The 22,116-nt window shown below is 70.4% G+C and carries 22 protein-coding genes; 11 read left to right on the forward strand and 11 right to left on the reverse strand.

Annotated features, from left to right (window positions below; translation table 11 throughout):
• The first annotated feature begins 31 nt into the window (after nt 1-31).
• The 7 genes from ACX6XY_RS09560 (at nt 32) to ACX6XY_RS09590 (ending at nt 7,234) form a co-directional block, all read left to right on the forward strand.
• Nucleotides 32-724 (forward strand): histidine phosphatase family protein, encoded by a 693-nt coding sequence (locus tag ACX6XY_RS09560; RefSeq protein WP_460328263.1) that lies wholly within the window; start codon nt 32-34, stop codon nt 722-724.
• A 261-nt stretch (nt 725-985) separates the two neighbouring features.
• Nucleotides 986-2,245, forward strand: coding sequence for a polysaccharide deacetylase family protein (locus tag ACX6XY_RS09565; RefSeq protein ID WP_460328199.1), 1,260 nt, complete (start codon nt 986-988; stop codon nt 2,243-2,245).
• A gap of 86 nt (nt 2,246-2,331) precedes the next feature.
• Nucleotides 2,332-2,937 (forward strand): TlpA family protein disulfide reductase, encoded by a 606-nt coding sequence (locus ACX6XY_RS09570; protein WP_460328200.1) that lies wholly within the window; start codon nt 2,332-2,334, stop codon nt 2,935-2,937.
• Nucleotides 2,938-2,956: 19 nt separating this feature from the next.
• Nucleotides 2,957-3,718, forward strand: coding sequence for a cytochrome c biogenesis CcdA family protein (locus ACX6XY_RS09575; RefSeq protein ID WP_460328201.1), 762 nt, complete (start codon nt 2,957-2,959; stop codon nt 3,716-3,718).
• Between the two features lie 46 nt (nt 3,719-3,764).
• Nucleotides 3,765-5,555 carry a cytochrome c biogenesis protein ResB gene (gene resB / locus ACX6XY_RS09580; protein WP_460328202.1) on the forward strand — a complete coding sequence of 597 codons (1,791 nt, stop codon included), beginning with the start codon at nt 3,765-3,767 and terminating at the stop codon, nt 5,553-5,555.
• Nucleotides 5,552-6,658: a c-type cytochrome biogenesis protein CcsB gene (gene ccsB, locus ACX6XY_RS09585; RefSeq protein ID WP_460328203.1), complete on the forward strand. Its 1,107-nt coding sequence runs from the start codon at nt 5,552-5,554 to the stop codon at nt 6,656-6,658. The genes resB and ccsB overlap by 4 nt, the downstream gene beginning before the upstream one ends.
• A gap of 48 nt (nt 6,659-6,706) precedes the next feature.
• Nucleotides 6,707-7,234: an SRPBCC domain-containing protein gene (locus ACX6XY_RS09590; RefSeq protein ID WP_460328204.1), complete on the forward strand. Its 528-nt coding sequence runs from the start codon at nt 6,707-6,709 to the stop codon at nt 7,232-7,234.
• A gap of 1 nt (nt 7,235) precedes the next feature.
• On the opposite strand, the gene ACX6XY_RS09595 is transcribed toward ACX6XY_RS09590, so the two are convergent.
• The 7 genes from ACX6XY_RS09595 to ACX6XY_RS09625 all read right to left on the reverse strand — a co-directional run bounded on the left by ACX6XY_RS09595 (nt 7,236) and on the right by ACX6XY_RS09625 (nt 13,149).
• Complete coding sequence (locus ACX6XY_RS09595) at nt 7,236-7,724, reverse strand: nucleoside deaminase (protein WP_460328205.1); 489 nt, start codon at nt 7,722-7,724, stop codon at nt 7,236-7,238.
• A gap of 89 nt (nt 7,725-7,813) precedes the next feature.
• Complete coding sequence (locus ACX6XY_RS09600; RefSeq protein ID WP_460328206.1) at nt 7,814-9,217, reverse strand: dicarboxylate/amino acid:cation symporter; 1,404 nt, start codon at nt 9,215-9,217, stop codon at nt 7,814-7,816.
• Between the two features lie 342 nt (nt 9,218-9,559).
• Nucleotides 9,560-9,889 carry a DUF4229 domain-containing protein gene (locus ACX6XY_RS09605; protein ID WP_460328208.1) on the reverse strand — a complete coding sequence of 110 codons (330 nt, stop codon included), beginning with the start codon at nt 9,887-9,889 and terminating at the stop codon, nt 9,560-9,562.
• A gap of 134 nt (nt 9,890-10,023) precedes the next feature.
• Nucleotides 10,024-10,578, reverse strand: a complete 555-nt coding sequence (locus ACX6XY_RS09610) for a GNAT family N-acetyltransferase (RefSeq protein WP_460328209.1) — start codon at nt 10,576-10,578, stop codon at nt 10,024-10,026.
• A gap of 15 nt (nt 10,579-10,593) precedes the next feature.
• Complete coding sequence (gene mqnE, locus ACX6XY_RS09615) at nt 10,594-11,757, reverse strand: aminofutalosine synthase MqnE (RefSeq protein WP_460328210.1); 1,164 nt, start codon at nt 11,755-11,757, stop codon at nt 10,594-10,596.
• 78 nt (nt 11,758-11,835) lie between these two features.
• On the reverse strand, nt 11,836-12,291 hold the full coding sequence (locus ACX6XY_RS09620) for an Lrp/AsnC family transcriptional regulator (RefSeq protein WP_460328212.1): 456 nt from the start codon (nt 12,289-12,291) through the stop codon (nt 11,836-11,838).
• Between the two features lie 168 nt (nt 12,292-12,459).
• A complete protein-coding gene (locus tag ACX6XY_RS09625; protein WP_460328213.1) occupies nt 12,460-13,149 on the reverse strand; it encodes a UbiX family flavin prenyltransferase in 690 nt (229 codons plus the stop codon).
• Between the two features lie 290 nt (nt 13,150-13,439).
• On the opposite strand from ACX6XY_RS09625, the gene ACX6XY_RS09630 reads away from it, so the two are divergent.
• The gene (locus tag ACX6XY_RS09630; protein ID WP_460328264.1) at nt 13,440-13,961 is read left to right on the forward strand and encodes a rhomboid family intramembrane serine protease; all 522 of its coding nucleotides are present in this window, start codon (nt 13,440-13,442) and stop codon (nt 13,959-13,961) included.
• 82 nt (nt 13,962-14,043) lie between these two features.
• Here ACX6XY_RS09630 and mqnP read toward each other — a convergent pair whose 3' ends face one another.
• Both mqnP and ACX6XY_RS09640 read right to left on the reverse strand, forming a co-directional pair.
• Nucleotides 14,044-14,946, reverse strand: a complete 903-nt coding sequence (gene mqnP, locus ACX6XY_RS09635; protein ID WP_460328214.1) for a menaquinone biosynthesis prenyltransferase MqnP — start codon at nt 14,944-14,946, stop codon at nt 14,044-14,046.
• Complete coding sequence (locus ACX6XY_RS09640; RefSeq protein WP_460328216.1) at nt 14,943-16,400, reverse strand: menaquinone biosynthesis decarboxylase; 1,458 nt, start codon at nt 16,398-16,400, stop codon at nt 14,943-14,945. Before ACX6XY_RS09640 ends, mqnP begins: the two co-directional genes overlap by 4 nt.
• Before the next feature lie 88 nt (nt 16,401-16,488).
• Here ACX6XY_RS09640 and ACX6XY_RS09645 point away from each other — a divergent pair, with 88 nt between their 5' ends.
• Nucleotides 16,489-16,971 carry a PLD nuclease N-terminal domain-containing protein gene (locus ACX6XY_RS09645; protein WP_460328217.1) on the forward strand — a complete coding sequence of 161 codons (483 nt, stop codon included), beginning with the start codon at nt 16,489-16,491 and terminating at the stop codon, nt 16,969-16,971.
• Nucleotides 16,972-17,118: 147 nt separating this feature from the next.
• The gene (locus ACX6XY_RS09650) at nt 17,119-17,736 is read left to right on the forward strand and encodes a TetR/AcrR family transcriptional regulator (RefSeq protein ID WP_460328218.1); all 618 of its coding nucleotides are present in this window, start codon (nt 17,119-17,121) and stop codon (nt 17,734-17,736) included.
• Nucleotides 17,737-17,789: 53 nt separating this feature from the next.
• Here ACX6XY_RS09650 and ACX6XY_RS09655 read toward each other — a convergent pair whose 3' ends face one another.
• Both ACX6XY_RS09655 and ACX6XY_RS09660 read right to left on the reverse strand, forming a co-directional pair.
• Nucleotides 17,790-19,007, reverse strand: coding sequence for a lipase family protein (locus tag ACX6XY_RS09655; protein WP_460328265.1), 1,218 nt, complete (start codon nt 19,005-19,007; stop codon nt 17,790-17,792).
• A gap of 133 nt (nt 19,008-19,140) precedes the next feature.
• Nucleotides 19,141-20,184 (reverse strand): AraC family transcriptional regulator, encoded by a 1,044-nt coding sequence (locus tag ACX6XY_RS09660; protein WP_460328219.1) that lies wholly within the window; start codon nt 20,182-20,184, stop codon nt 19,141-19,143.
• Between the two features lie 94 nt (nt 20,185-20,278).
• Here ACX6XY_RS09660 and ACX6XY_RS09665 point away from each other — a divergent pair, with 94 nt between their 5' ends.
• Nucleotides 20,279-22,102 (forward strand): AMP-dependent synthetase/ligase, encoded by a 1,824-nt coding sequence (locus ACX6XY_RS09665; protein WP_460328220.1) that lies wholly within the window; start codon nt 20,279-20,281, stop codon nt 22,100-22,102.
• Nucleotides 22,103-22,116: the final 14 nt, after the last annotated feature.

The raw sequence follows: 22,116 nt of genomic DNA on the forward strand, positions 1-22,116 counted from the left end.
CGACATGAGCGGCGTGAACGGCATGAGCGGCATGAGCGTCGGCAAGAGCGATGACGACCTGACCGTCGTCCATCTGATGCGGCACGGCGAGGTGCACAACCCGGAGGGCGTGCTCTACGGGCGGCTGCCCGGCTATCACCTCTCCGAGCTGGGGCGGCGGATGGCCGAGCGGGTCGCCGAGCACCTGGCGTCGCGCGACATCACGCATGTGGTCGCCTCGCCGCTGGAGCGCGCCCAGGAGACCGCGACGCCGATCGCCAAGGCGCACGGCCTCGACCTGGCCACGGACGGTCGCCTGATCGAGGCGGAGAACGTCTTCGAGGGCAAGACCTTCGGGGTCGGAGACGGCGCCCTGAAGAACCCGGCGAACTGGAAGTACCTGGTCAACCCGGTCAAGCCGTCCTGGGGTGAGCCGTACGTCGAGCAGGTCGTACGGATGATGGGGGCGCTGGACGCCGCGAAGGACGCCGCCCGCGGCCATGAGGCGGTGTGCGTCTCGCACCAGCTGCCGGTCTGGATCGTGCGCAGCTTCGTCGAGCGGCGACGGCTGTGGCATGACCCGCGCAAGCGGCAGTGCACGCTCGCGTCCCTGACCACGTTCACCTACCGCGGCGACAAGATCGTCTCGGTCGGGTACACCGAGCCGGCGCGTGACCTCGTCCCGCCGCATCTGCTCGCCGGGGCCAAGCCGGTGAAGGGGAAGGACAAGGCCTTCGGCGCGTAGCAAGCGGAGTTCGCGTCATCAGTTCGCGTACAGGGGTCGACACGCGGGGGCGTGACGCGTGAGAGTCGGTGTGTGGTCAGTGCGCCGCCTGCGGACAATCGGTACGCAAGGGGCATTTCTGGCCACTCACACATTGCTGCCCTTTGCGAACTCTCGGTGAATGCCGGAAGTTTGTGCTGATTCCTGGAACCATCCCGTTCTCCGTGCCCTCTTGAGTGGTGTCCATTTCGTAGGGGTGCGGGCACGGAGAATGGGGACGGAATGCGCGATATCAGCCGAAGGGGACTCATAGGCCTGGGACTTGGCGCCGCCGCGGCGGTGGGAGTCTCCGGCTGTGGCGGCGGCTCGGAGGCCGCCCCGAAGCCCAAGCCCCAGGGGGACCAGACCGGCCAGGCCGACGAGGGCCCGGCCGACGGCGCGGCGAAGGAGGCGCGTCCGATAGGCGACGGCTCCACCTCGTTCACCGGAAAGCAGCCGAAGCAGCCGCCCGCGCCCACCCCCCTCCAGCCCGGCGAGACCCCGCCCCAGTTCGTGGTGTTCTCCTGGGACGGCGCGGGCGAGGTCGGCAACGGACTCTTCCCGCGCTTCCTGAAGCTCGCCGCTGAGCATGACGCGCACATGACCTTCTTCCTCTCGGGTCTGTATCTGCTCCCCGAGTCCAAGAAGCGGCTCTACCGTCCGCCGAACAACGCCGTCGGCGCGTCCGACATCGGCTACCTCAAGGACGAGAACATCAAGGCCACGCTGAAGTACGTGCGCCAGGCGTGGCTCGACGGCCATGAGATAGGCACCCACTTCAACGGGCACTTCTGCGCGGGCTCGGGCTCGGTCGGCAACTGGACCCCGGCCCAGTGGCTCGACGAGATCGAACAGGCCAAGGCCTTCGTCAAGGAGTGGCGCACGAACACCGGCTGGTCCGACCTGCCCGCGCTGCCCTTCGACTACGACAAGGAGCTCGTCGGCGGCCGTACGCCCTGCCTGCTCGGCCAGGACAAGCTGCTGCCCACCGCCCGCAAGCTGGGCTGGCGCTACGACGCCTCGTCGCCCGGCGGCCGCCAGGTCTGGCCGGCCAAGAAGCAGGGCGTCTGGGACCTGCCGCTCCAGGCCGTGCCCTTTCCCGGCCACGGCTTCGAGGTCCTCTCGATGGACTACAACATCCTCGCCAACCAGTCGAAGAACAGCACCAAGGGACCGCCCGCCAACTACCCGGCCTGGCGCAAGCAGGCGACCGAGGCCTATCTCGCCGGATTCAACCGGGTCTACGAGGGCAACCGCGCCCCGTTCTTCGTCGGCAACCACTTCGAGGAGTGGAACGGCGGCATCTACATGGACGCGGTCGAGGAAGCGCTCAAGGCGATGGCGGACAAGAAAGACGTACGGCTGGTGTCCTTCCGGCAGTTCGTGGACTGGCTCGACGTCCAGGACCCGAAGGTCCTGGCCGGATTGCGCGGCCTGGGCGTGGGACAGCGTCCCGAGGGCGGATGGCAGGCCTTCCGTCCGGGCGCGTCGGGCGCCAGCTGATCCCGCTACCAGGCGTTTCGCCCGGCCTGCCCCCCTTGGAGGGGGGTGGGCCGGAGGGGGCGCCGACCGCATGCGAAACTCTTCACATGAGCAGCAGCCATGTGTCCCGTCCGCGCCGTCGGGCCCTCAGGCTCCCGGTGGCGCTGCTGGTCGGCGCCGCGTTCGCCCTGACGGCATGCTCCTCCGACGTGTCCGGTTCGGGCGGTAACACGAACTTCGTTACGGGCAGCGGCGGCATCGCGACCGTCGCCAAGGGCGAGCGTCACGCGGCTCCGGACATCGGCGGCGAGACCGTCGACGGGGGCGAGGTCCGGCTTTCCGACTACAAGGGCAAGATCGTGGTCGTGAATGTCTGGGGATCATGGTGTGCGCCGTGCCGCGTCGAGGCTCCGCATTTCGTCGAGGTCGCCGGTGATCTGAAGGATCAGGGCGTTGAATTCCTCGGGATCAACACCCGCGACCTGGACGTGAAGAACGCCCGCGCGTTCGAGAAGGATTTCAAGGTCACCTATCCCAGCCTGTACGACCCCAAGGGCAAGAGCATCCTCAAGTTCAACGGGGACCTCGCGCTGAAGTCCATTCCCTCCACGCTGGTGGTGGACCGCGAGGGAAAGGTGGCCGCGCGGGCGCCGAAGCCGCTGAGCGAGGACGACCTGCGCTCCATGATCAAACCTGTTCTGGCCGAGAAATGACCGAGACGGCGGCCAGGCCATGGTGACGCTCGGCGCCGCCGACGTCAGCGGCACGATCATGAGCGGCGCGCTGCTGCTCGCGCTCCCGCTCGCGATCGTCGCCGGGCTCGTCTCGTTCTTCTCGCCGTGCGTGCTGCCGCTGGTGCCCGGCTACCTCTCGTACGTCACCGGCATCGGCGGCGCCGACCTGGTGGATTCCCGGCGCGGCAGAATGCTGGCCGGGTCCCTGCTCTTCGTGCTCGGCTTCAGCGCGGTCTTCGTCTCCACCGGGGCCCTCTTCGGATACTTCGGCAACGTCCTCGAAGAACACAAGGACGTGATAGCCAAGGCCCTGGGCGGTCTGACGATCCTCCTGGGACTCTCCTTCATGGGGCTGCTCCCCGGACTGACCCAGCGTGAGTTCCGGTTCCACCAGAAGCCGACGGCCGGTCTCGCCGGGGCCCCGATGCTCGGGATCCTCTTCGGGGTCGGCTGGACCCCGTGCGTCGGACCCACGCTCGGGGCCGTGCAGTCGCTCGCCGTCACCGAGGCGAGCGCCGGGCGCGGTGCGCTGCTGATGGTGGGCTACTGCCTGGGGCTCGGCCTGCCCTTCGTGCTGGCCGCGCTCGCCTTCCGTAAGGCGCTGGGAGCCTTCGGCTGGGTCAAGCGGCACTACGCGTGGGTGATGCGGGTCGGCGGCGCGCTGCTCGTCGGCATCGGAGTGCTGTTGGTGACGGGGATCTGGAATCGGATTGTGTACGACCTGACTGTCTGGTCGGCGCAGTTCACCGTCGGGCTCTGAGCGTGGAACCGGCGATGGACGGAACTCTGTGTGAGGACCAGGAGTCATGAGCGACGTGGTGAGTAGCAAGCGGGACATCACGGAAGAAGTAGAGGAAGCGGAAGAAGCGGAAGAAGCGGAACGCGTCGAAGAGCAGGGTGCCGCGGAAGAAGCCGCGGAAGAGGCTCAGCTCTCCACGGCGCCGCGCGAGGAGCTGACCAGGCTCCCCGCCCTGGGCCTCGTCGGCTGGCTGCGCTGGTTCTGGCGGCAGCTCACCTCGATGCGGGTCGCGCTGATCCTGCTGTTCATGCTCTCGCTCGCCGCGATCCCCGGATCGCTGCTCCCGCAGAACAACGTCGACGAGTTCAAGACCCAGAACTTCAAGGACGCCAACCCCGGCCTCTCCGAGATCTACGAGAAGTTCCAGCTGTTCGACGTCTACAGCTCGGTGTGGTTCTCGGCGATCTACATCCTGCTGTTCATCTCGCTGATCGGCTGTATCGTCCCGCGCACCTGGCAGTTCGTCGGCCAGCTCCGCGGCCGCCCGCCCGGCGCCCCCAAGCGCCTGGACCGGCTGCCCGCGTACACGACCTGGCGCACGGACGCCGAGCCCGAGCAGGTACGGGAGACCGCGCTCGCGCTGCTCAAGCGGCGCCGCTTCCGCGCCGACCCGGCCGGGGACGCGGTGGCGGCCGAGAAGGGCTATCTCCGCGAGGCCGGGAACCTGCTGTTCCACATCGCCCTCATCGTGATCCTGGTGGCCTTCGCGACGGGCGCGCTCTTCAAGTCCGAGGGCGGCAAGCTGATCGTCGAGGGCGACGGCTTCGCCAACACCGTCCCGATGTACGACGACTTCAGGCCGGGCACCCTGTTCAACTCCAGCGACCTCAAGCCGTTCAGCTTCACGCTCGACCGCTTCGAGGGGACCTACGAGCGCAGCGGCCCGCAGAAGGGCACCCCGCGCACCTTCGAGGCGCACGTCCGGTACACCGACGGTGTCGACGGGCCGGAGAAGAAGAAGGTCATCAAGGTCAACAAGCCTCTCGAAGTGGGCGGCTCGAAGGTCTATCTGCTCAGCCACGGCTACGCGCCGGTCGTCACCGTCAGGGACGGCCAGGGCGAGGTCGTCTTCAGCAGCGCCGTGCCGCTGCTGCCGATCGACGCCAACGTCACCTCGACCGGCGCGATCAAGGTGATGGACGGCTACCGCGACAAGAACGGCGAGAAGGACCAGCTCGGCTTCAACGCCTTCTTCGTGCCGACGTTCGCGGGCGACGGCAAGGGCGAGATGTTCTCGCAGTTCCCGGCCGCTGACTTCCCGGTGCTCGCGCTGTCCGCGTACCACGGCAGCCTGGGCGTCGACTCCGGGCTGCCGCAGAACGTGTACCAGCTGGACACCAGGAAGATGGAGGAGTTCAAGGACGAGAACGGGGAGCTGCTCAAGAAGCGGCTGCTGCCCGGCGAGACCATGGAACTCCCCGACGGCGCGGGCTCCATCACGTACGAGAAGGAGCTCAAGGAGTGGGCCGCCTTCCAGGTCTCCCAGCAGCCGGGCAACGGCGCGGCGCTGTTCGGGGCCGTCGCCGCGCTCGCCGGTCTGGTCGGCTCGCTGTTCATCCAGCGGCGCCGGGTCTGGGTCCGTGCCGTACGGGGCGCGGACGGCGTGACCGTCGTCGAGATGGCGGGCCTGGGGCGCAGCGAGTCCGCGAAGCTGCCGGAGGAGCTGGCCTCGCTCGCCGCCGCGCTGCACGAGCGGGCGCCGACCGCGCCCGAGTCCGCGCTCGAGTCCGCGCCCGAGTCCGCGTCCGCGCCCGAAACTGAAGTTTCCGCCGACCCTGCCGAAGGGGCTGAGAAGTGACGCTCGCCGCCGCCACCAACGAGAACCTGGCGATGATCAGCGATGTGCTGATCAAGTCCGCCATGGCCGTCTACACCCTGGCGTTCTTCGCCCATATCGCCGAGTGGACCTTCGGCGGCCGCAGCAAGGTCGGCCGCACCGCGGCCGCCCTCACCAGCCCGAACGCCGCCCAGAGCGGCCAGGCCGCCCAGGCCGCCGCGTCGGCCGCCCCGGCCGTGCGGGTCAGGAAGGCGGACGGGGGCACCGCGGTCCTGGAGCACCCCAAGGTCGTCACCCGCTCGGCCACCGGCAGCCGCGACGTCGCGGACGGGCCCGGCGCGCACGGAGGCACCGAGAAGGGCGACCTGTACGGCCGGATCGCGGTGTCGCTCACCACGCTCGGCTTCCTGGTCGCGGCGTCCGGCGTGCTCACCCGCGCCCTGTCGGTGCAGCGCGCGCCGTGGGGCAACATGTACGAGTTCTCCATCACCTTCTCGACGGTCGCGGTCGGCGTCTATCTCGCCCTGCTGGCCGCCAAGAAGAACGTCCGCTGGATCGGCCTGGTCCTGGTCACCACGGTCCTGCTGGACCTGGGCATCGCCACCACCTGGCTCTACACCGCCAGCGACCAGCTCGTCCCGGCCCTGGACTCGTACTGGCTGTACATCCACGTCTCCACCGCGATCTTCTGCGGCGCGGTCTTCTACCTGGGCGCGGTCGGCACGCTGCTCTACCTCTTCCGCGACGCGTACGAGGCCAAGCTGGCGCGCGGCGGGGAGCCCGGCTCGTTCGCCCACTCGGTGCTGTCCCGGCTGCCGTCGGCCGCCTCGCTGGACAAGTTCGCCTACCGCGTCAACGCGGCGGTCTTCCCGCTGTGGACGTTCACGATCATCGCGGGCGCGATCTGGGCGGGCGAGGCCTGGGGCCGCTACTGGAACTGGGACCCCAAGGAGGTCTGGTCCTTCGTGACCTGGGCCGTGTACGCCTGCTATCTGCACGCGCGCGCGACCGCGGGCTGGAAGGGCCGCAAGGCCGCGTACCTGGGGCTGTTCGCCTTCGTGACCTGGCTGTGGAACTACTACGGCGTGAACATGGTGCTGAGCGGCCTGCACTCGTACGCCTGACCGACCCGCAGGGGTGCGCGTGCGGCGCGCCGGAGAGACGCTGGTGCCATGACCGGAACGATCGGGCAGGGCACCAGCGAGACGACGGACGGCGACACCCAGCACCTCCACTACGAGCTGCACCTGCCGCACCCGGTGGACAAGGTGTGGCACGCCGTCGCCACGGCAGAGGGGCTGCCCGGCTGGCTCGCCGCCGCCGACGTGCTCCAGCCGCGCCTCGGCGGCGCGGTCACGCTGCGCTGGCTGAACGTCGACGCCGAGCACGCCCCGGCGGTCCACTCCGGCCGGATCACCGCCTGGGACGTGGAGCGGATCGCCGAGTACGCCTTCGACGCCCCGCACGGCCGGGTGCGCTTCCACCTGGAGCCGCTCGGGCTCGGCGCGACCACGCTCCGCTTCACCAACACGTTCCCCGGCGACGACGCGCTGCGGCTGGACTGTCTGGCCGGGTGGCACCAGCACTTCGAGTTCCTGCTGCGGGCGCTGGACGGGCGCCCGATGGACGCGGCCTCCTGGGCGGCCTGGTCCCGCGCACGCTGGCAGCAGCTGAGGGACGCGTACGCGGCGGCCCCGTGAGCTATGCCTCGCTGGCGCGCTGTGCCTCGCTGGCGCCGATGTCCTCGTACCAGAGCTCAGGGCGCGCGGCGACGAAGTCCGCCATCAGCGCCGCGCAGCGCGGGTCGTCCAGGATGACGATCTCGACGCCGTGCTCGGCGAGCCAGTCGTGCCCGCCCTGGAAGGTCCTCGCCTCGCCGACGACCACGCGCGCGATGCCGAACTGGCGCACCAGGCCGCTGCAGTACCAGCACGGCGAGAGCGTCGTCACCATCGTGGTCCCGCGGTACGAGCGCTGCCGCCCGGCGTCCCGGAACGCCGCGGTCTCCGCGTGCAGGGACGGGTCGCCGTCCTGCACGCGGCGGTTGTGGCCGCGCCCCAGCAGCGTGCCGTCCGCCCCGTAGAGCGCGGCCCCGATCGGGATGCCGCCCTCGGCGAGCCCGCGCTCGGCCTCGGCGACGGCGGTCGCGAGCCATGCGCGGGCCCGCGCCTCGTCCACGTTCGCGTTCATGTGGGGAATTCTGCACGAGAAGGGGCCGGGCCCCCGACCGTGAGGGTCAGGGGCCCGGCTGCGAGGCGTCGCTACGCGCGCGTGGCGCGTCAGGCGGGAACGGCCACCTTGCGGTCGTCCGCGACCTCGACCGTGTCCTGGGCCGCGGCCGCCAGCGGCGCGGCGTCGTCCAGGTCGTTGATGTCGAAGCTCGTCGCGTTGTCGTACGCCGTGCGGTCCAGGATGTTCTCGCGGGCCGAGACGATCACCGGAACCAGCGCCTGCCCGGCCACGTTCGTCGCCGTACGCATCATGTCCAGGACCGGGTCGATGGCCAGCAGCAGGCCCACGCCCTCCATCGGCAGGCCCAGCGTCGACAGGGTCAGGGTCAGCATCACCGTGGCGCCGGTCAGACCGGCCGTCGCGGCCGAGCCGACCACCGAGACGAAGGCGATGAGCAGGTACTCCTTGACGCCGAGCTGGACGTCGAAGATCTGCGCGACGAAGATCGCGGCGATCGCCGGGTAGATCGCGGCGCAGCCGTCCATCTTGGTGGTGGCGCCGAACGGCACCGCGAAGGAGGTGTACTCCTTCGGCACGCCGAGCCGCTCGGTGACCTTCTGGGTGACCGGCATGGTGCCGACCGAGGAGCGGGAGACGAACGCCAGCTGGATCGCGGGCCAGGCGCCCCGGAAGAACTGCAGCGGGTTGACTCGGGCGACGGTGGCGAGCAGCAGCGGGTACACGCCGAACAGCACCAGGGCGCAGCCGATGTAGATGTCGGCGGTGAAGGTCGCGTACTTGCCGATCAGGTCCCAGCCGTAGGCGGCGATGGCGTAGCCGATCAGGCCGACGGTGCCGATCGGGGAGAGCCGGATGACCCACCACAGGGCCTTCTGGAGCAGCGCGAGCACGGACTCGCTGAGGTCGAGGATCGGCTTGGCCTTCTCGCCGATCTTCAGTACGGCGATACCGACGACGGCGGCCATGAAGACGATCTGCAGGACCTTGAGCTCGGCGAACGGCGTGATGATGTTCGTCGGGACGATCCCGGTCAGGAAGTCGATCCAGGACCCGGTGTTCTCCGGGGCCACGCCGTCCTTCGGGGTCAGGCCGGTACCGGCGCCCGGATTGGTGAGCAGGCCGATGGCGAGGCCGATGCCCACCGCGATCAGCGAGGTGATCATGAACCAGACCAGGGTCTGGGCGGCCAGCCTGGCGGCGTTGTTGACCTTACGCAGGTTGGTGATCGACACCAGGATGGCGAAGAAGACGAGCGGCGCGACGGCCAGCTTCAGCAGCTGGACGAAGATGCCGCCGATCTTGTCGAGGGTGGTGACCAGCCAGGACACATCCTGGCTGCGGGCCAGCCAGCCGAGCAGGACGCCGAGGACCAGACCGCCCAGGATCTGGGCCCAGAAGGGGATCTTCGATATGCGGAAGCCGGTGGACTGGCCACCGGTGGTGTTGTCGCCGACGGGGTTATCGGCGGCGGACTTGACGTTCGCGGACACGGACACACTCCGGGTAGGGCGCGTGGGGCGGGGGACGTGACGGGCGCGCGACAGCCGGACCGCGAAAGGGTCGACGGGGCCGCTGCGTGATGTCGCTTGTGCTTGTCAGACGCGGCAACAGGTCGCGGACATACAGCGGCAGAGATCGACATGCAGGCGCGCCACGAGCGGGACGCTCGTGGTGGTGCGGTGCGCGGCTGCTGTCTTCACGCCGAGAACGTTAACACCTGAACTTTGAGAACATCAAAGCTTGTCTTTGGGTGACGAGAGGGGCGAAACGCACAAAGCCCCAGTACAGGGGCGGGTGGGCCGCTGTACTGGGGCTTGAGGGTGTGACGGACCTTACGAGGCCGAGCCCTGCGCGCGGGAGGCGTCCTCCGCGTCCAGCGCGGCGTCCTCCATGGTGCGGTTCGCGTTCAGCCTGGCCTTGGCCTGGTCGACCTTGCCGACGATCTGGGTGGACATCTCCTCGCGCTGGGAGCGCAGCAGGACGAAGCTGAGCGGCGCCGACACGGCGATCGAGAGCAGCAGCACCCACAGCAGGTTGGAGTCGCCGAGCCCGGCGGGCAGCACGCCGACGTAGACCAGACCCCAGATCACCAGGAAGCAGCCCGCGAAGACGCCCAGGCGCATGGCGGTGTAGCGGACGGTGGCGCTCGGCTTGGGTGCCACGGCTGACCTTCTCTCTGCTCGTATGGCTCGTATGGCTCGTATGGCTGGGTGCTGGGTGCTGGGTGCTTGACGCGGTTCGAGTCTCTGACCGACTAGTGAAGCACGTCCGTTTTGATCACTGGCGGGAGGGCCGGTCAGCGCAGGGGCAGCAGCATGGTGATGTCGTCCCGGTCGTCGCCCGGCGCCACCCGGATCATGCCGGGCGCCCGTCCGACCTCCTTGTATCCGCAGGAGGCGTAGAACCGGTCGACCCCGGTGCCGCCCCGGCAGGTGAGCCGTATCGCGTCGATCCCCGTGAAGCCGCGGGCCGCGTCCTCGGCGGCCCGCATGAGGTCGCGGCCGTAGCCCTTGCCCTGGTGGCGCGGGTGCACCATCACCGTGTAGAGCCACACCCAGTGCCGCATCAGCCGGTGGGTGTTGAAGGCGAGGAACGCGGTCGCGGCGACCTCGCCCTCCGTGTCGTACCCGACGAGCAGCCGGGTCCCGCCCTCGGCCATGGAGACCAGGTGTCTGACCCACTCGGGCCGGATGTCCTCGGCCGTCACCGGCGGGACGAACCCGACCGAGCCGTCGGCGTTGGTCACGTCCGTCCAGAGGCGGAGCACCCCGTCGGCGAGCGCGGGGCCGACCGGGGGGTCGAGTTCGAAGGCCAGCGGATCGGTGCGTATGCCGGTGTCTGTGTCAGTCATGGATGGGCCTCGCTGTCACAGCCGCATCGGCTGCGGCGTCTCGCGGAGCTCCGCGTCGGGGCCCTCGTACTCGCGGATGATCTCGTACCGGGTGTTCCGCTCGGCCGGGCGGAAGCCCGCGTCCCGGATCAGGTCCAGCAGGTCGTCGCGGGTCAGCTTGTTCGGGGTGCCGTAGTCGTCCGCGTCGTGGGTGATCTTGTACTCGACGACCGAGCCGTCCATGTCGTCCGCGCCGTGCTGGAGCGCCAGTTGGGCGGTCTGCACGCCGTGCATCACCCAGAAGACCTTGACGTGCGGGACGTTGTCGAAGAGGAGCCGGGAGACCGCGAAGGTCTTCAGCGCCTCGGCGCCGGTCGCCATCTGCGTACGCGCCTGGAGCTTGTTGCGGACCTTGCCGTCCTGCATGTCCACGAAGTCGTGCTGGTAGCGCAGCGGGATGAAGACCTGGAAGCCGCCGGTCTCGTCCTGGAGCTCGCGCAGCCGCAGCACGTGGTCGACGCGGTGGCGGGGCTCCTCGATGTGGCCGTACAGCATGGTGCACGGGGTCTTCAGACCCTTCTCGTGCGCGAGCCGGTGGATGCGCGACCAGTCCTCCCAGTGGGTGCGGTGGTCGACGATGTGCTGCCGGACCTCCCAGTCGAAGATCTCGGCGCCGCCGCCGGTCAGCGACTCCAGGCCCGCGTCGATCAGCTCGTCGAGGATCTCGGACGCGGACAGGCCCGAGATGGTCTCGAAGTGGTGGATCTCGGTCGCCGTGAACGCCTTGAGGGAGACCGAGGGGAGGGCTTCCTTGAGGGCCTTCAGGGAGCGCGGGTAGTAGCGCCAGGGGAGCGTCGGGTGCAGGCCGTTGACGATGTGCAGCTCGGTGAGGTTCTCGCCCTCCATGTCCTTGGCCAGGCGGACGGCCTCTTCGATGCGCATGGTGTACGCGTCCTTCTCGCCCGGCTTGCGCTGGAACGAGCAGTAGGAGCAGGACGCGGTGCACACGTTGGTCATGTTGAGGTGGCGGTTGACGTTGAACACGACGACGTCGCCGTTCTTGCGCGTCCGTACCTCGTGCGCGAGGCCGCCGAGCCATGCCAGGTCGTCCGACGCGTACAGCGCGATGCCGTCCTCGCGAGTCAGCCGCTCACCGGCCCGGACCTTCTCCTCGAGCTCGCGCTTGAGTCCAGCGTCCATTACCCGGCGCCTCCCATATGTCTGATCCCAGGGGCCCCGCCCTTGCCTTCGCCTTCAGGGCCCCCGCCAACCGTACGCTCAGGCTTCCTCGGGAAGTTCCCCGACCCGGTTCTCCCACTTCGTGGAGAGCACGATCGTGGTACGCGTACGGGACACGCCCTTGGTGCCGCTGAGGCGCCGGATCGTCTTCTCCAGGCCGTCCACGTCGCCGACGCGCACCTTGAGCATGTACGAGTCGTCGCCCGCGATGAACCAGGCGTCCTCGATCTCGCTGAGGTCCTTGAGGCGGCGCGCCACGTCCTCGTGGTCGGCGGCGTCCGAGAGCGAGATGCCGATCAGGGCGGTGACGCCGAGGCCGAGCGACGCCGCGTCGACCGTGGCGCGGTAGCCGGTGATGACTCCCGCGGCCTCGAGGCGGTTGATGCGATCCGTGACGGAGGGGCCCGAGAGGCCGACCAGTCGGCCGAGCTCGGCGTACGAGGCCCTGCCGTTCTCCCGGAGGGCCTGAATGAGCTGCCTGTCCACCGCGTCCATATGCCTGGAGCCTTCCATTGTTCAGCGTTCCCGCGAGTCTACGTAGGGAAAATAAGGCACGCTCGGCCAGCGCCCTGCGGATCTTGTAGCAGAGGCGATCCGAGAAGCGCCAGCCGTCAGTTTTACGGTGAGCCGCCTCTTTACGGTGAGCCGCCTCAGCGAGCCGCCTTACGGTGAGCCGCCGCCGAGCTCGCCCTCCCAGCGGCGGTACAGCCCGTGTGGCACCCCCGCCGCGTCCAGTACCCGCCCGGCGACGAAGTCCACCAGGTCCTGGATGTGGGTCGCTCCGGCGTAGAACGCGGGGGACGCGGGCGCCACCACCGCCCCCGCCTCGTCCAGGGCCACCAGATGGCGGAGCGTCTGGCCGTTCAGCGGGGTCTCGCGCACCGCCACCACCAGGCGTCGGCGCTCCTTGAGCGTCACGCTCGCCGCCCGCTGGAGCAGGTCCTTGGAGAGCCCGAGCGCCACGCCCGCCACACAGGCCGTGGAGGCGGGCACGATCAGCATGCCCTTGGTGGCGTACGAGCCGGAGGACGGCCCGGCGGCCAGGTCACCGGCCGCCCAGTACCGCACATCGCCGACGTCCGGGGCGAAGACGCCGGGCTTGCCGTCCGCGCCGCGGTCCAGCCAGGCGCGCAGGTCGTCCCGCCAGTGCGCATCCCGGAAGGAGATGCCGGTCTCGTCCAGGAGCGTGAGGCGCGAGGCGCGGCTGACCACCAAATCGACGCTCTCGCCCGCCGCGAGCAGGGCCCGCAGCACGGCCGCCGCGTACGGGGTGCCGGACGCGCCGGAGACGCCGACCACCCAGGGGCGGCGTCCGGCGCCGGGTTCGGAAGCTGGCTCGACTGCTGGCTGCACGCCTCCGAGCCTATCCGCAGGGCCGGAACCAGCTGGAACCAGGCGGGGGCTCTCGGCGTTGAGAGGGTAGGAGAATGGGAGAGGAGACGGCACCGGCAGGAAGCGACGGCGGGTACAGGCACGGGCACGTATCAGGCATTAGGGGGACGCCCATGTCATACGGACAGCACGGATCCTACGGATCGGGATGGCGCGGGTCATCGGGGCAGTACGGGCCGTTCGGGCCGCGCGGCGGCGCGAGCCCCGGACCGCAGACGCGCGGGCAGCGGGTCAAGATCGCGGCCTTCGTCATGATCGGCTGGCTGGCGCTGCTGTGGCTCCTGGAGGCCGTCGACCAGGCGACGGACAACTCGCTGGACACCTTCGGGATATCGCCGCGCGAGTTCGGCGAGCTGCGTGACGTGGTGCCCGCCGCGTTCGTGCACTTCGGCTTCGACCACCTCACGGCCAACAGCATGCCGCTGCTGATACTCGGCTTCATCGCCGCGCTCTCCGGCATCCGCCGGTTCTTCGCCGTCGCCGTGGTGATCATCCTGGCCAGTGGTCTCGGCGTATGGCTCACGGCCCCCGAGCACTCGGTCACCGGGGGCGCGTCCGGTGTCGTCTTCGGGCTCTTCGGCTATCTGGTGGTGCGCGGCTTCGTGGACCGGCGCATCGGGGACATCCTGGTCGGGCTGCTGATCGGGGTGCTGTACGGCTCGCTGCTGTGGGGCGTGCTGCCCACCACGCCCGGAATCAGCTGGCAGGGTCACCTCTTCGGGCTGCTCGGCGGGATAGCCGCGGCCTTCATGTTCCGGCGCGCGCCGGACTGACGCCGGGAGGCGAGGGCCGGGGGACCGGTGTGCCGTCAGGGCATCGGTGCGTCGGTGCGGCAGGGCATCGGGGCGGCAGGCGTCAGAGGGTGAGTCCGCGCACCAGCAGATCGAGCAGCGCGCACACGAACAGCGAGATCCCGATGAACCCGTTGGTGGTGAAGAAGGCCCGGTTCAGCCGGGACAGGTCGTGCGGCCGCACGATCGTGTGCTCGTAGGCGAAGGCCACCGCGACGATCAGCAGACCGAACCAGAAGAACCCGCCCGCGTCCGTGGCGAAGGCGTACCAGACGAACAGCGCCATGGTCACCGCATGGCAGGCCCGCGCGCCGTACAGCGCGCCCGGAACGCCGAAGCGGGCCGGGACCGACCTGACCCCCTCGGCGCGGTCGGCCCGCACGTCCTGACAGGCGAAGATCAGGTCGAAGCCGCCGATCCAGACGCCGACCGCGAGGCCGAGGATCACCGCCTGCCAGGACCACTCTCCGGTGATCGCGATCCAGGCGCCGACCGGGCCCATCGCCTGGGCGAGCCCCAGGATCGCGTGCGGGAAGTCGGTGAACCGCTTCCCGTACGGATAGACCACCATCGGCACCACCGCGAAGGGGGCCAGGATCAGGCACAGCGGGTTCAGCAGCGCCGCCGCGCCCAGGAACACCGCGAGGGCGATCAGCGCGCCGGTCCAGGCCGACCGCACCGAGACCGCGCCGGTGACCAGCTCGCGGCCCGCCGTGCGCGGGTTACGGGCGTCGATCTCGCGGTCGATGATGCGGTTGCAGGCCATCGCGAAGGTCCGCAGGCCCACCATCGCGAGGGTGACCAGGAGCAGCCGCCCCCAGTGCATGGTGCCGTCGAGCCGGAACATCGCCGTCAGCGCCGCGATATACGCGAAGGGCAGCGCGAACACCGAGTGCTCGATCATCACCAGTCGCAGAAAGGCCCTGGTGCGCCCCGGCTGGGGCACCGCGGCGGCGGAGGCGCTCACAGGCCGTATTCCTTCCAGCGGCGGTCGACCAGGGCTGCCGTGCGCGGGTCGGACTCGACCATGTTCGGCCAGCCGCCGTCGCGTGTGTAGCCCTCATCGGGCAGCTTCTTGGTGGCGTCGACGCCCGCCTTGCCGCCCCAGAACTGCTGGTAGGAGGCGTGGTCCAGGTGGTCGACCGGGCCTTCGACCACGGTGAGGTCGCGGGCGTAGTCGACGTTGCCGAAGGCCCGCCAGGCGACCTCGTGGTAGTCGCGCACATCGCAGTCGGAGTCGACCACCACGATCAGCTTCTCCAGCGAGAGCATGTGCGCGCCCCAGATGGCGTGCATGGTCTTCTGCGCGTGCTTGGGGTACTTCTTGTCGATCGAGACGATCATGCAGTTGTGGAAGCCGCCCGCCTCGGGCAGGTGGTAGTCCACGACGTCCGGCACGATGATCTTGAACAGGGGCAGGAAGAACCGTTCGGTGGCCCGGCCCAGCGGGCCGTCCTCGGTCGGTGGGCGGCCCACGACGATCGACTGGAGCAGCGGCCGCTTGCGCATGGTCACACAGTCGATGGTCAGCGCCGGGAAGTCCTCCTGCGGCGTGTAGAAGCCGGTGTGGTCCCCGAAGGGGCCCTCCGGGAGCATCTCGCCCGGCTCCAGCCAGCCCTCCAGCACCACCTCGGCGTTGGCGGGCACCTGGAGCGGCACGGTCTTGCAGTCGACCATCTCGACCCGCTTGCCCTGCACGAACCCGGCGAACAGATATTCGTCGATGTCGCCGGGCAGCGGCGCGGTGGAGGCGTAGGTCACCGCGGGCGGCGCGCCGAAGGCGATCGCGACCGGCAGCTTCTCGCCCCGCTTGGCGGCGACCTGGTAGTGGTTGCGGCTGTCCTTGTGGATCTGCCAGTGCATCCCGATGGTGCGCTGGTCGTGCCGCTGGAGCCGGTACAGGCCCAGGTTCCGTACGCCGGTCTCGGGGTGCTTGGTGTGCGTCAGCCCGAGGTTGAAGAAGGAGCCGCCGTCCTCGGGCCAGGTGAACAGCGCCGGGAGCTGGTTCAGGTCGACGTCGTCACCCGTCAGGACGACCTCCTGGACGGGAGCGGCGCCGGGCTTGACCTTCTTCGGCGGCACGTGCGTCATGTTCGCGAGCTTGCCGAAGGCCTCGCGCACCCCGACGAAGCCGTGCGGCAGCTCGGGCTTGAGCAGTCCGCCGATCGAGTCGCTGATCTCCTCGTACGACTTCAGGCCCAGGGCCTTGAGCAGGCGGCGGTCGGTCCCGAAGACGTTCATCGCGAGCGGCATCGCCGACCCGCGGACGTTCTCGAAGAGCAGGGCCGGGCCGCCGGACTTCTGCACCCGGTCGACGATCTCACCGACCTCCAGATGGGGGTCGACCTCGGCCTTGATGCGCTTGAGATCGCCCTCGCGCTCCAGTGCGCGGAGCAGGGAGCGAAGATCGTCGTAAGCCATAGGGTCCAGTATCGGCTACTCGCTACTCTTGACTTGTTCGGGGGGCCGCATCGGCGGCCCCCATGCCCACGCTCAGGGGGACCGCCTCATGCTCCGGGTGCTGATGATCCTGGTGCCGCTGGCACTCAGCATCTTCGCGTTCATCGACTGCATCACCACCGATGAGCAGGAGGTCCGCTATGTCCCGAAGCCGCTGTGGGCCATCCTGATCCTGCTCTTCCCACTCGTCGGCTCCATCTCCTGGCTGATCGTCGGCAAGGACCGCACCGTCCAGAGCGCGGCGGGGGGCCGCGGCGGGTGGGTCGCGCCCGACGACAACCCCGACTTCCTCAAGTCACTGCGCGAGGACGACGGCGTGTCGCGGCGCGACGGCCGTAAGGCGGACGGCCGCAAGGAGGGCGAGGGCCGCAAGGAGGACGGCGGCCGTGAGGAGGGCGGCGGCCGTGAGGAGGACGCGAGTGCGCCGGACGACGCCCTTCTGAAAGAGTGGGAGGCGGATCTGCGCCGCCGCGAGGAGGAGATGAAGCGCCGTGAGAACGGCGGCCCGGAGGACACTCCGCCCGCGTCCTGAACCGGACGTGCCGCTCGCCTCGAACCGTAGGCTTGCTCCGTACAGCTGGCGGGAGGGGCCGGGGTGGGTGAGACGGTGACTGGGCGGACCAGCCAGTCGAGACAGTCAGGACAAGCCGGGCAGGCGGGGCAGACGAGGCAGAAGCGTATGCCGCGCGCGGTGCGCGAGCAGCAGATGATGGACGCGGCGGTGCGCACCTTCGGGCAGCGCGGGTACCGCGCGGCGTCGATGGACGAGATCGCCGAGCTGGCGGGGGTGTCCAAGCCGCTGGTCTACCTCTATCTGAACTCCAAGGAAGAACTCTTCACGGCGTGCATCCGCCGGGAGGCGGCCGCGCTGGTGGAGGCGGTACGCGGCGCGGTCACTCCCGGTGAACCGGCCGACCGGCAACTCTGGGCCGGGCTGCGGGCGTTCTTCACGCACACCGCGGAGCACCCCGACGGGTGGGCGGTGCTGCACAGCCAGGCGCGTACGCACGGCGAGCCGTTCGCCCGCGAGGTCGCCGTGATGCGCGAGGAGATCGTGGCCTTCGTGACGCTGCTGATCGCGGAGGCGGCCCGCGAGGCGCATCACGACCCCGCGCTGCCCGAGCGCGAGGTCGCCGGGTTCGCCGAGGCCCTGGTGGGCGCCGCGGAGTCGTTGGCCGTGTGGGCGAACGCCACGGCCGACGTCTCGGCCACGGCCGCCGCGGCGACGCTGATGAACTTCTCCTGGGCGGGCCTGGGCAACCTGATGCGGGGGGACCGCTGGTCACCGCCCCGGTGACACGAGCCGCGCCCCGTTCGAGGCGCCGAGCGCGGTCACCGGGCGCGGCTGGCTCAGCAGTTGCCGCTGGTCGGCCGGTCGGCGAAGCGGGCCGCCAGCCAGTTCTGGACCGCGGCCGACTCCGTGATCACGCCCGAGACATGCTCGCCGAGCAGGATCGTCCGCCACGTCACCGTGCCGCCCCGGCCGCACCAGTCCCGGCGCAGCTGCTTGCCGAGCCGGTAGGGGATCAGCTCGTCGGCGACCGCGTGGTACAGGTACACCGGGTGGTCGGGGGCCGCCGTGCCGAGGTCCGACTCGGCGAGGCGCCGCTGCCACTCGGGCGTGTCCAGCGGGTTGGTGTGGGTCAGGTCGGAGATCTTCCGGAAGGACCCGAGCACGGCGTTCGCGGCCACGCAGCCGCTGCGCAGCGTGCCGATGAGCCGCTTCCCCTCCTCGTTCAGATACGAGTCGAGTCTCAGGTCGGGGTACGCGGCGTCCTGCCCGGCCGCGGCCATGAACAGCAGCCCCGCGCCGTACGACCCGTCGTGCACCGGGGCGAGCGGGGCCAGCTTGGCCGGGACGCCGCCGGTCGCGGTGCCCTTCACCTTGAGCTCAGGGGCGTAGGACGCCTTCAGTTCGGCGGCCCAGCTGGCGGCCTGCCCGCCCTGTGAGTAGCCCATGATGCCGATCGGGCTGTCGGCGGTGAGGCCGGACTCGGCGGCGGCCGGGATGCGCTGGGCGGCGCGCGCCGCGTCGAGCATGGCGTGCCCGGCGGAGCGTCCCGCGGTGTACGTGTGCTCGCCCGGAGTGCCCAGGCCCTCGTAGTCGGTGACGACGACGGCCCAGCCGCGCCAGGTGAGCTGCTGGATCAGGTTGGCCTCCATGGTGGTGCCCTGAGGGAAGCCCGCGCTCGGGGCGCACTGGTCGCCGAGTCCGACCGTGCCGACGGCGTAGGTGATCAGCGGTCGGGGGCCCCGCCTGCCGTCCAGGGGGACGATCACGGTGCCGGAGACGGTGTTGGGCTGGCCCAGCGCGTCGGTCGAGCGGTAGTGGATCTTCCAGGACTTGGTAGCGGTGGGCTGGCCGGGCAACGGGTGGAAGGCCCAGTCCTCCACGCTGACCACGGCGCCGGGTTCCCCGTCGGCGGCCCGCGCGGCCTGACCGGCTGGCGTGGCTTGACCGGCTTGACCGGCTTGACCGGCCTGCGCGACGGGCGCGCCGACCGCGGGCAGCGCGACCGCCAGCGCCAGCGCGGCGATCACCCCGCCCAGCCTTCTGGGCATACGGATGTGCATGCGGCTCTCCCAACTGTCCTTCACGGCAGGGGTAGTTGCCAGGAAGGTAGTGACCGGCGGGTAAGGAGCGCGCTGACCGGGACGCTCAGCTTTGCTGACTCTGCGTCTCACCCGGTCGCACGGCGCCTCACCCGGTGTCCCGCGAGTCCTCGACGACCGCGTGCCCGATCCGGTACGCCCCCGGCGTCGTCCCCGTCCACCGCCGGAACGCCCGGTGGAAGGCGGTGTCCTCGGAGAACCCGAGCCGCGCCGCGAGCTCCGCGATCGGCTCCCGCCCCTCGGCGAGCCCCGCGATCGCCGCGTCCCGCAGCACCGTGTCCTTCAGCTGCCGGTACGAGGTGGACTCGGCGGCGAGCCGACGGCGCAGCGTCGCCGGGCTCACCGCGAGCCGGGCCGCGACCTCGCCCAGCGCGGGCAGCCGCGGCGCGTCCCCCCGGTCGGCGAGTGCCCGCACCAGCGTCCGCCGCACCTGCTCGGCCACGGTCGTGTCGTACTCCCGGCGGCTGAGCAGGTCGAAAGGGGCCCGGCGCAGCATCCGCTCCAGCTGGTCCTCGTCCCGTACCAGGGGCGCGTCCAGCCAGTGCGGGGCGAAGCCCGCGCCCGTACGCGGCGCGCCGAACCGCACCCGGCAGCCGAAGAGTTCCCCGTACTCGTCCCGGTGCGGCGGCGCGGGATAGGCGAACGCGGCCCAGCGCAGCGGGATACGGCGGCCGATCAGCCAACTGCACAGCCGGTGCCAGATGGTGAGTACGCACTCGCTGAGGAAACGGTCCTCGTCGTCGCCGAGTTCCCCGCGGATGGCGAACACGGCCTCCTCGCCCGACCGCTCCAGGGCGAGGTCGGGACCGCCGGGGAACAGCCCGTAGAAGGCGGCCGCGCGCTCCACTGCGGCGCCCAGGTCGCGGCAGCCGTACGAGGCCCGGCACATCATCGCGAAGGTGCCCGGCCTGCTGACCGCCGAGCCGAGCCCGAGGAACTCGTCCCCGGTCGCCCGGTAGACCTCCCGGAACAGCCGGACGAACTGGGCCGACGTGATCCGTGCCCGGTCGTCGCCGAGCAGCAGCGGCGGTATCTGGGCGGCCTGGAGCAGCGGGACGGTGTCGACGCCGCCGCGCTCGGCGCCGCGCAGCACGCCCCGCACATGGTGCACGGTGACCGTCCGCCTTGCCATGCACACGACGGTAGCCGGATTGAGCGCGTAGGTCAGCGGTGGTGACGCTTCCGGTCATCCCCGCCGGTGGCGGCGCGTCCGTAGCGTCGTAGGCATGCAGCCGCAGACGGAACAGCCCAAGAGCCTGGCCGTGTTCGTGGAATGGGTGGCCGAACGTTTCGCCGAGCATCCCGCCCTGCGCTTCAAGGACCCAGAAGCCGCGGACGGGTGGTCCGAGGTCAGCTACGCGGAGCTTCGCTCTGCCGTACGCGCCGTCGGCCGTGGGCTGATCGGCCTCGGCGTACGCCCCGACGACAGGGTGGCGATACTCGCCGAGACCCGCCCGGAGTGGACGTACGCCCACTTCGGCGCGTTCGCCGCGGGGGCCGTGGTGGTGCCGGTCTATCCGACGGCCGGTGACGAGGAGGTGGCCTGGGTGCTCGGCGACTCCGGCGCCTCCGTGGTGATCTGCGAGAACGCCGCCCAGGCCGAGAAGGTCGAGCGGCTGCGCCCGAAGCTGCCCGGCGTCCGGCACGTGGTGCGGATGACGCAGGCGGGGGAGAAGGACCTGTCACCGCTCGACCCGCCGCTGCTCGGCCCGCCGCTGCTCGACCTGCCTGACCCGGCGCCGCTGCCCGAGCTGCTGGCCCGCGCCGAGGCCCGTACGCCCGACGATCTGGCCACCATCGTCTACACCTCGGGCACCACGGGGCTGCCCAAGGGCTGCCTGATCACGCACGGCAACTTCGGCACGGTGCGGGACGGCACCCTGAACCTGATCCCCGGCGGGCCCGGCGACCGCACGTACCTCTATCTCCCGCTGGCCCATGTCATGGCGCAGCTGATCGAGTTCAAGGCACTGCTCCAGGGCGGCACGCTGGCATACTTCGGCGGCCGGATCGAGGGCATCGTCGGCGAGCTGGCCGAGGTCGCGCCCACCCATCTGCCGTCCGTGCCCCGCCTCTTCGAGAAGGTCCACTCGGTGGTCCTGGGCCTCGCCGAGGCCGAGGAGGGCGGCCGGGAACGGTTCGACGAGGCGATCCGGGTCGGCGTCCGGGTCGCCGGGCTGCGCGAGCGCGGCGAAGAGCCGACCGGGGAGCTCAAGGCGACCTTCGAGGCCGCCGACGAGCGACTGTTCAGCCTGGTCAGGGCGGCCTTCGGCGGGCGGCTGAAGTGGGCGCTGACCGGCGCGGCGCCGATCGCCCCTCAGACCCTGGACTTTCTGCGCGCCTGCGGCATAGCGATCTTCGAGGGGTACGGGATGACCGAGTCCGGCGGGGTGATCGCGCTCAACCACCCCGCGGCGGTGCGCTACGGCTCGGTCGGCCGCCCGATGCCCGGCTGCGAGGTCAGGATCGCCGACGACGGCGAGGTGCTGGCCCGCGGCGTGAACGTGTTCCCCGGCTACCACGGCAACCCGGAGGCCACCGCCGAGACCCTGGACGCCGACGGCTGGCTGCACACGGGCGACATCGGAACCCTGGACGAGGACGGTTTCCTGTTCATCACCGGCCGCAAGAAGGACCTGATCATCACATCGGGCGGCAAGAACCTCGCCCCGGCGCAGGTCGAGTGCGCCCTCCAGCGGGCTCGTCTGGTCTCCCGCGCGGTGATGGTCGGCGACCACCGCCCGTATCCGGTCGCGCTGATCACGCTCGACGCGGAGGAACTGGCGGGCCTGGCGGCGCGTGAGGGCATCGAGCCGGGGGAGCGGCCCGGCCGCCACGCGCGCGTGCGGGAGCTGGTCCAGGAGGCGGTCGACGCCGCGAACGCGCAGGTGTCCCGCCCGGCCCGGATCCGGGCCTTCGAGATCCTGGACGAGGACTTCAGCGTCGCGAACGGGCTGCTGACCCCGAGCATGAAGGTCCGCCGCCAGGCGGTCATCGCCCGCTTCGCGGACCGTGTCGAGCGCCTGTACGCGGCCGCCGCGGATTCCTGACGGACCCCGCGCAC

The sequence above is a fragment of the Streptomyces sp. O3 genome, from assembly GCF_054788135.1.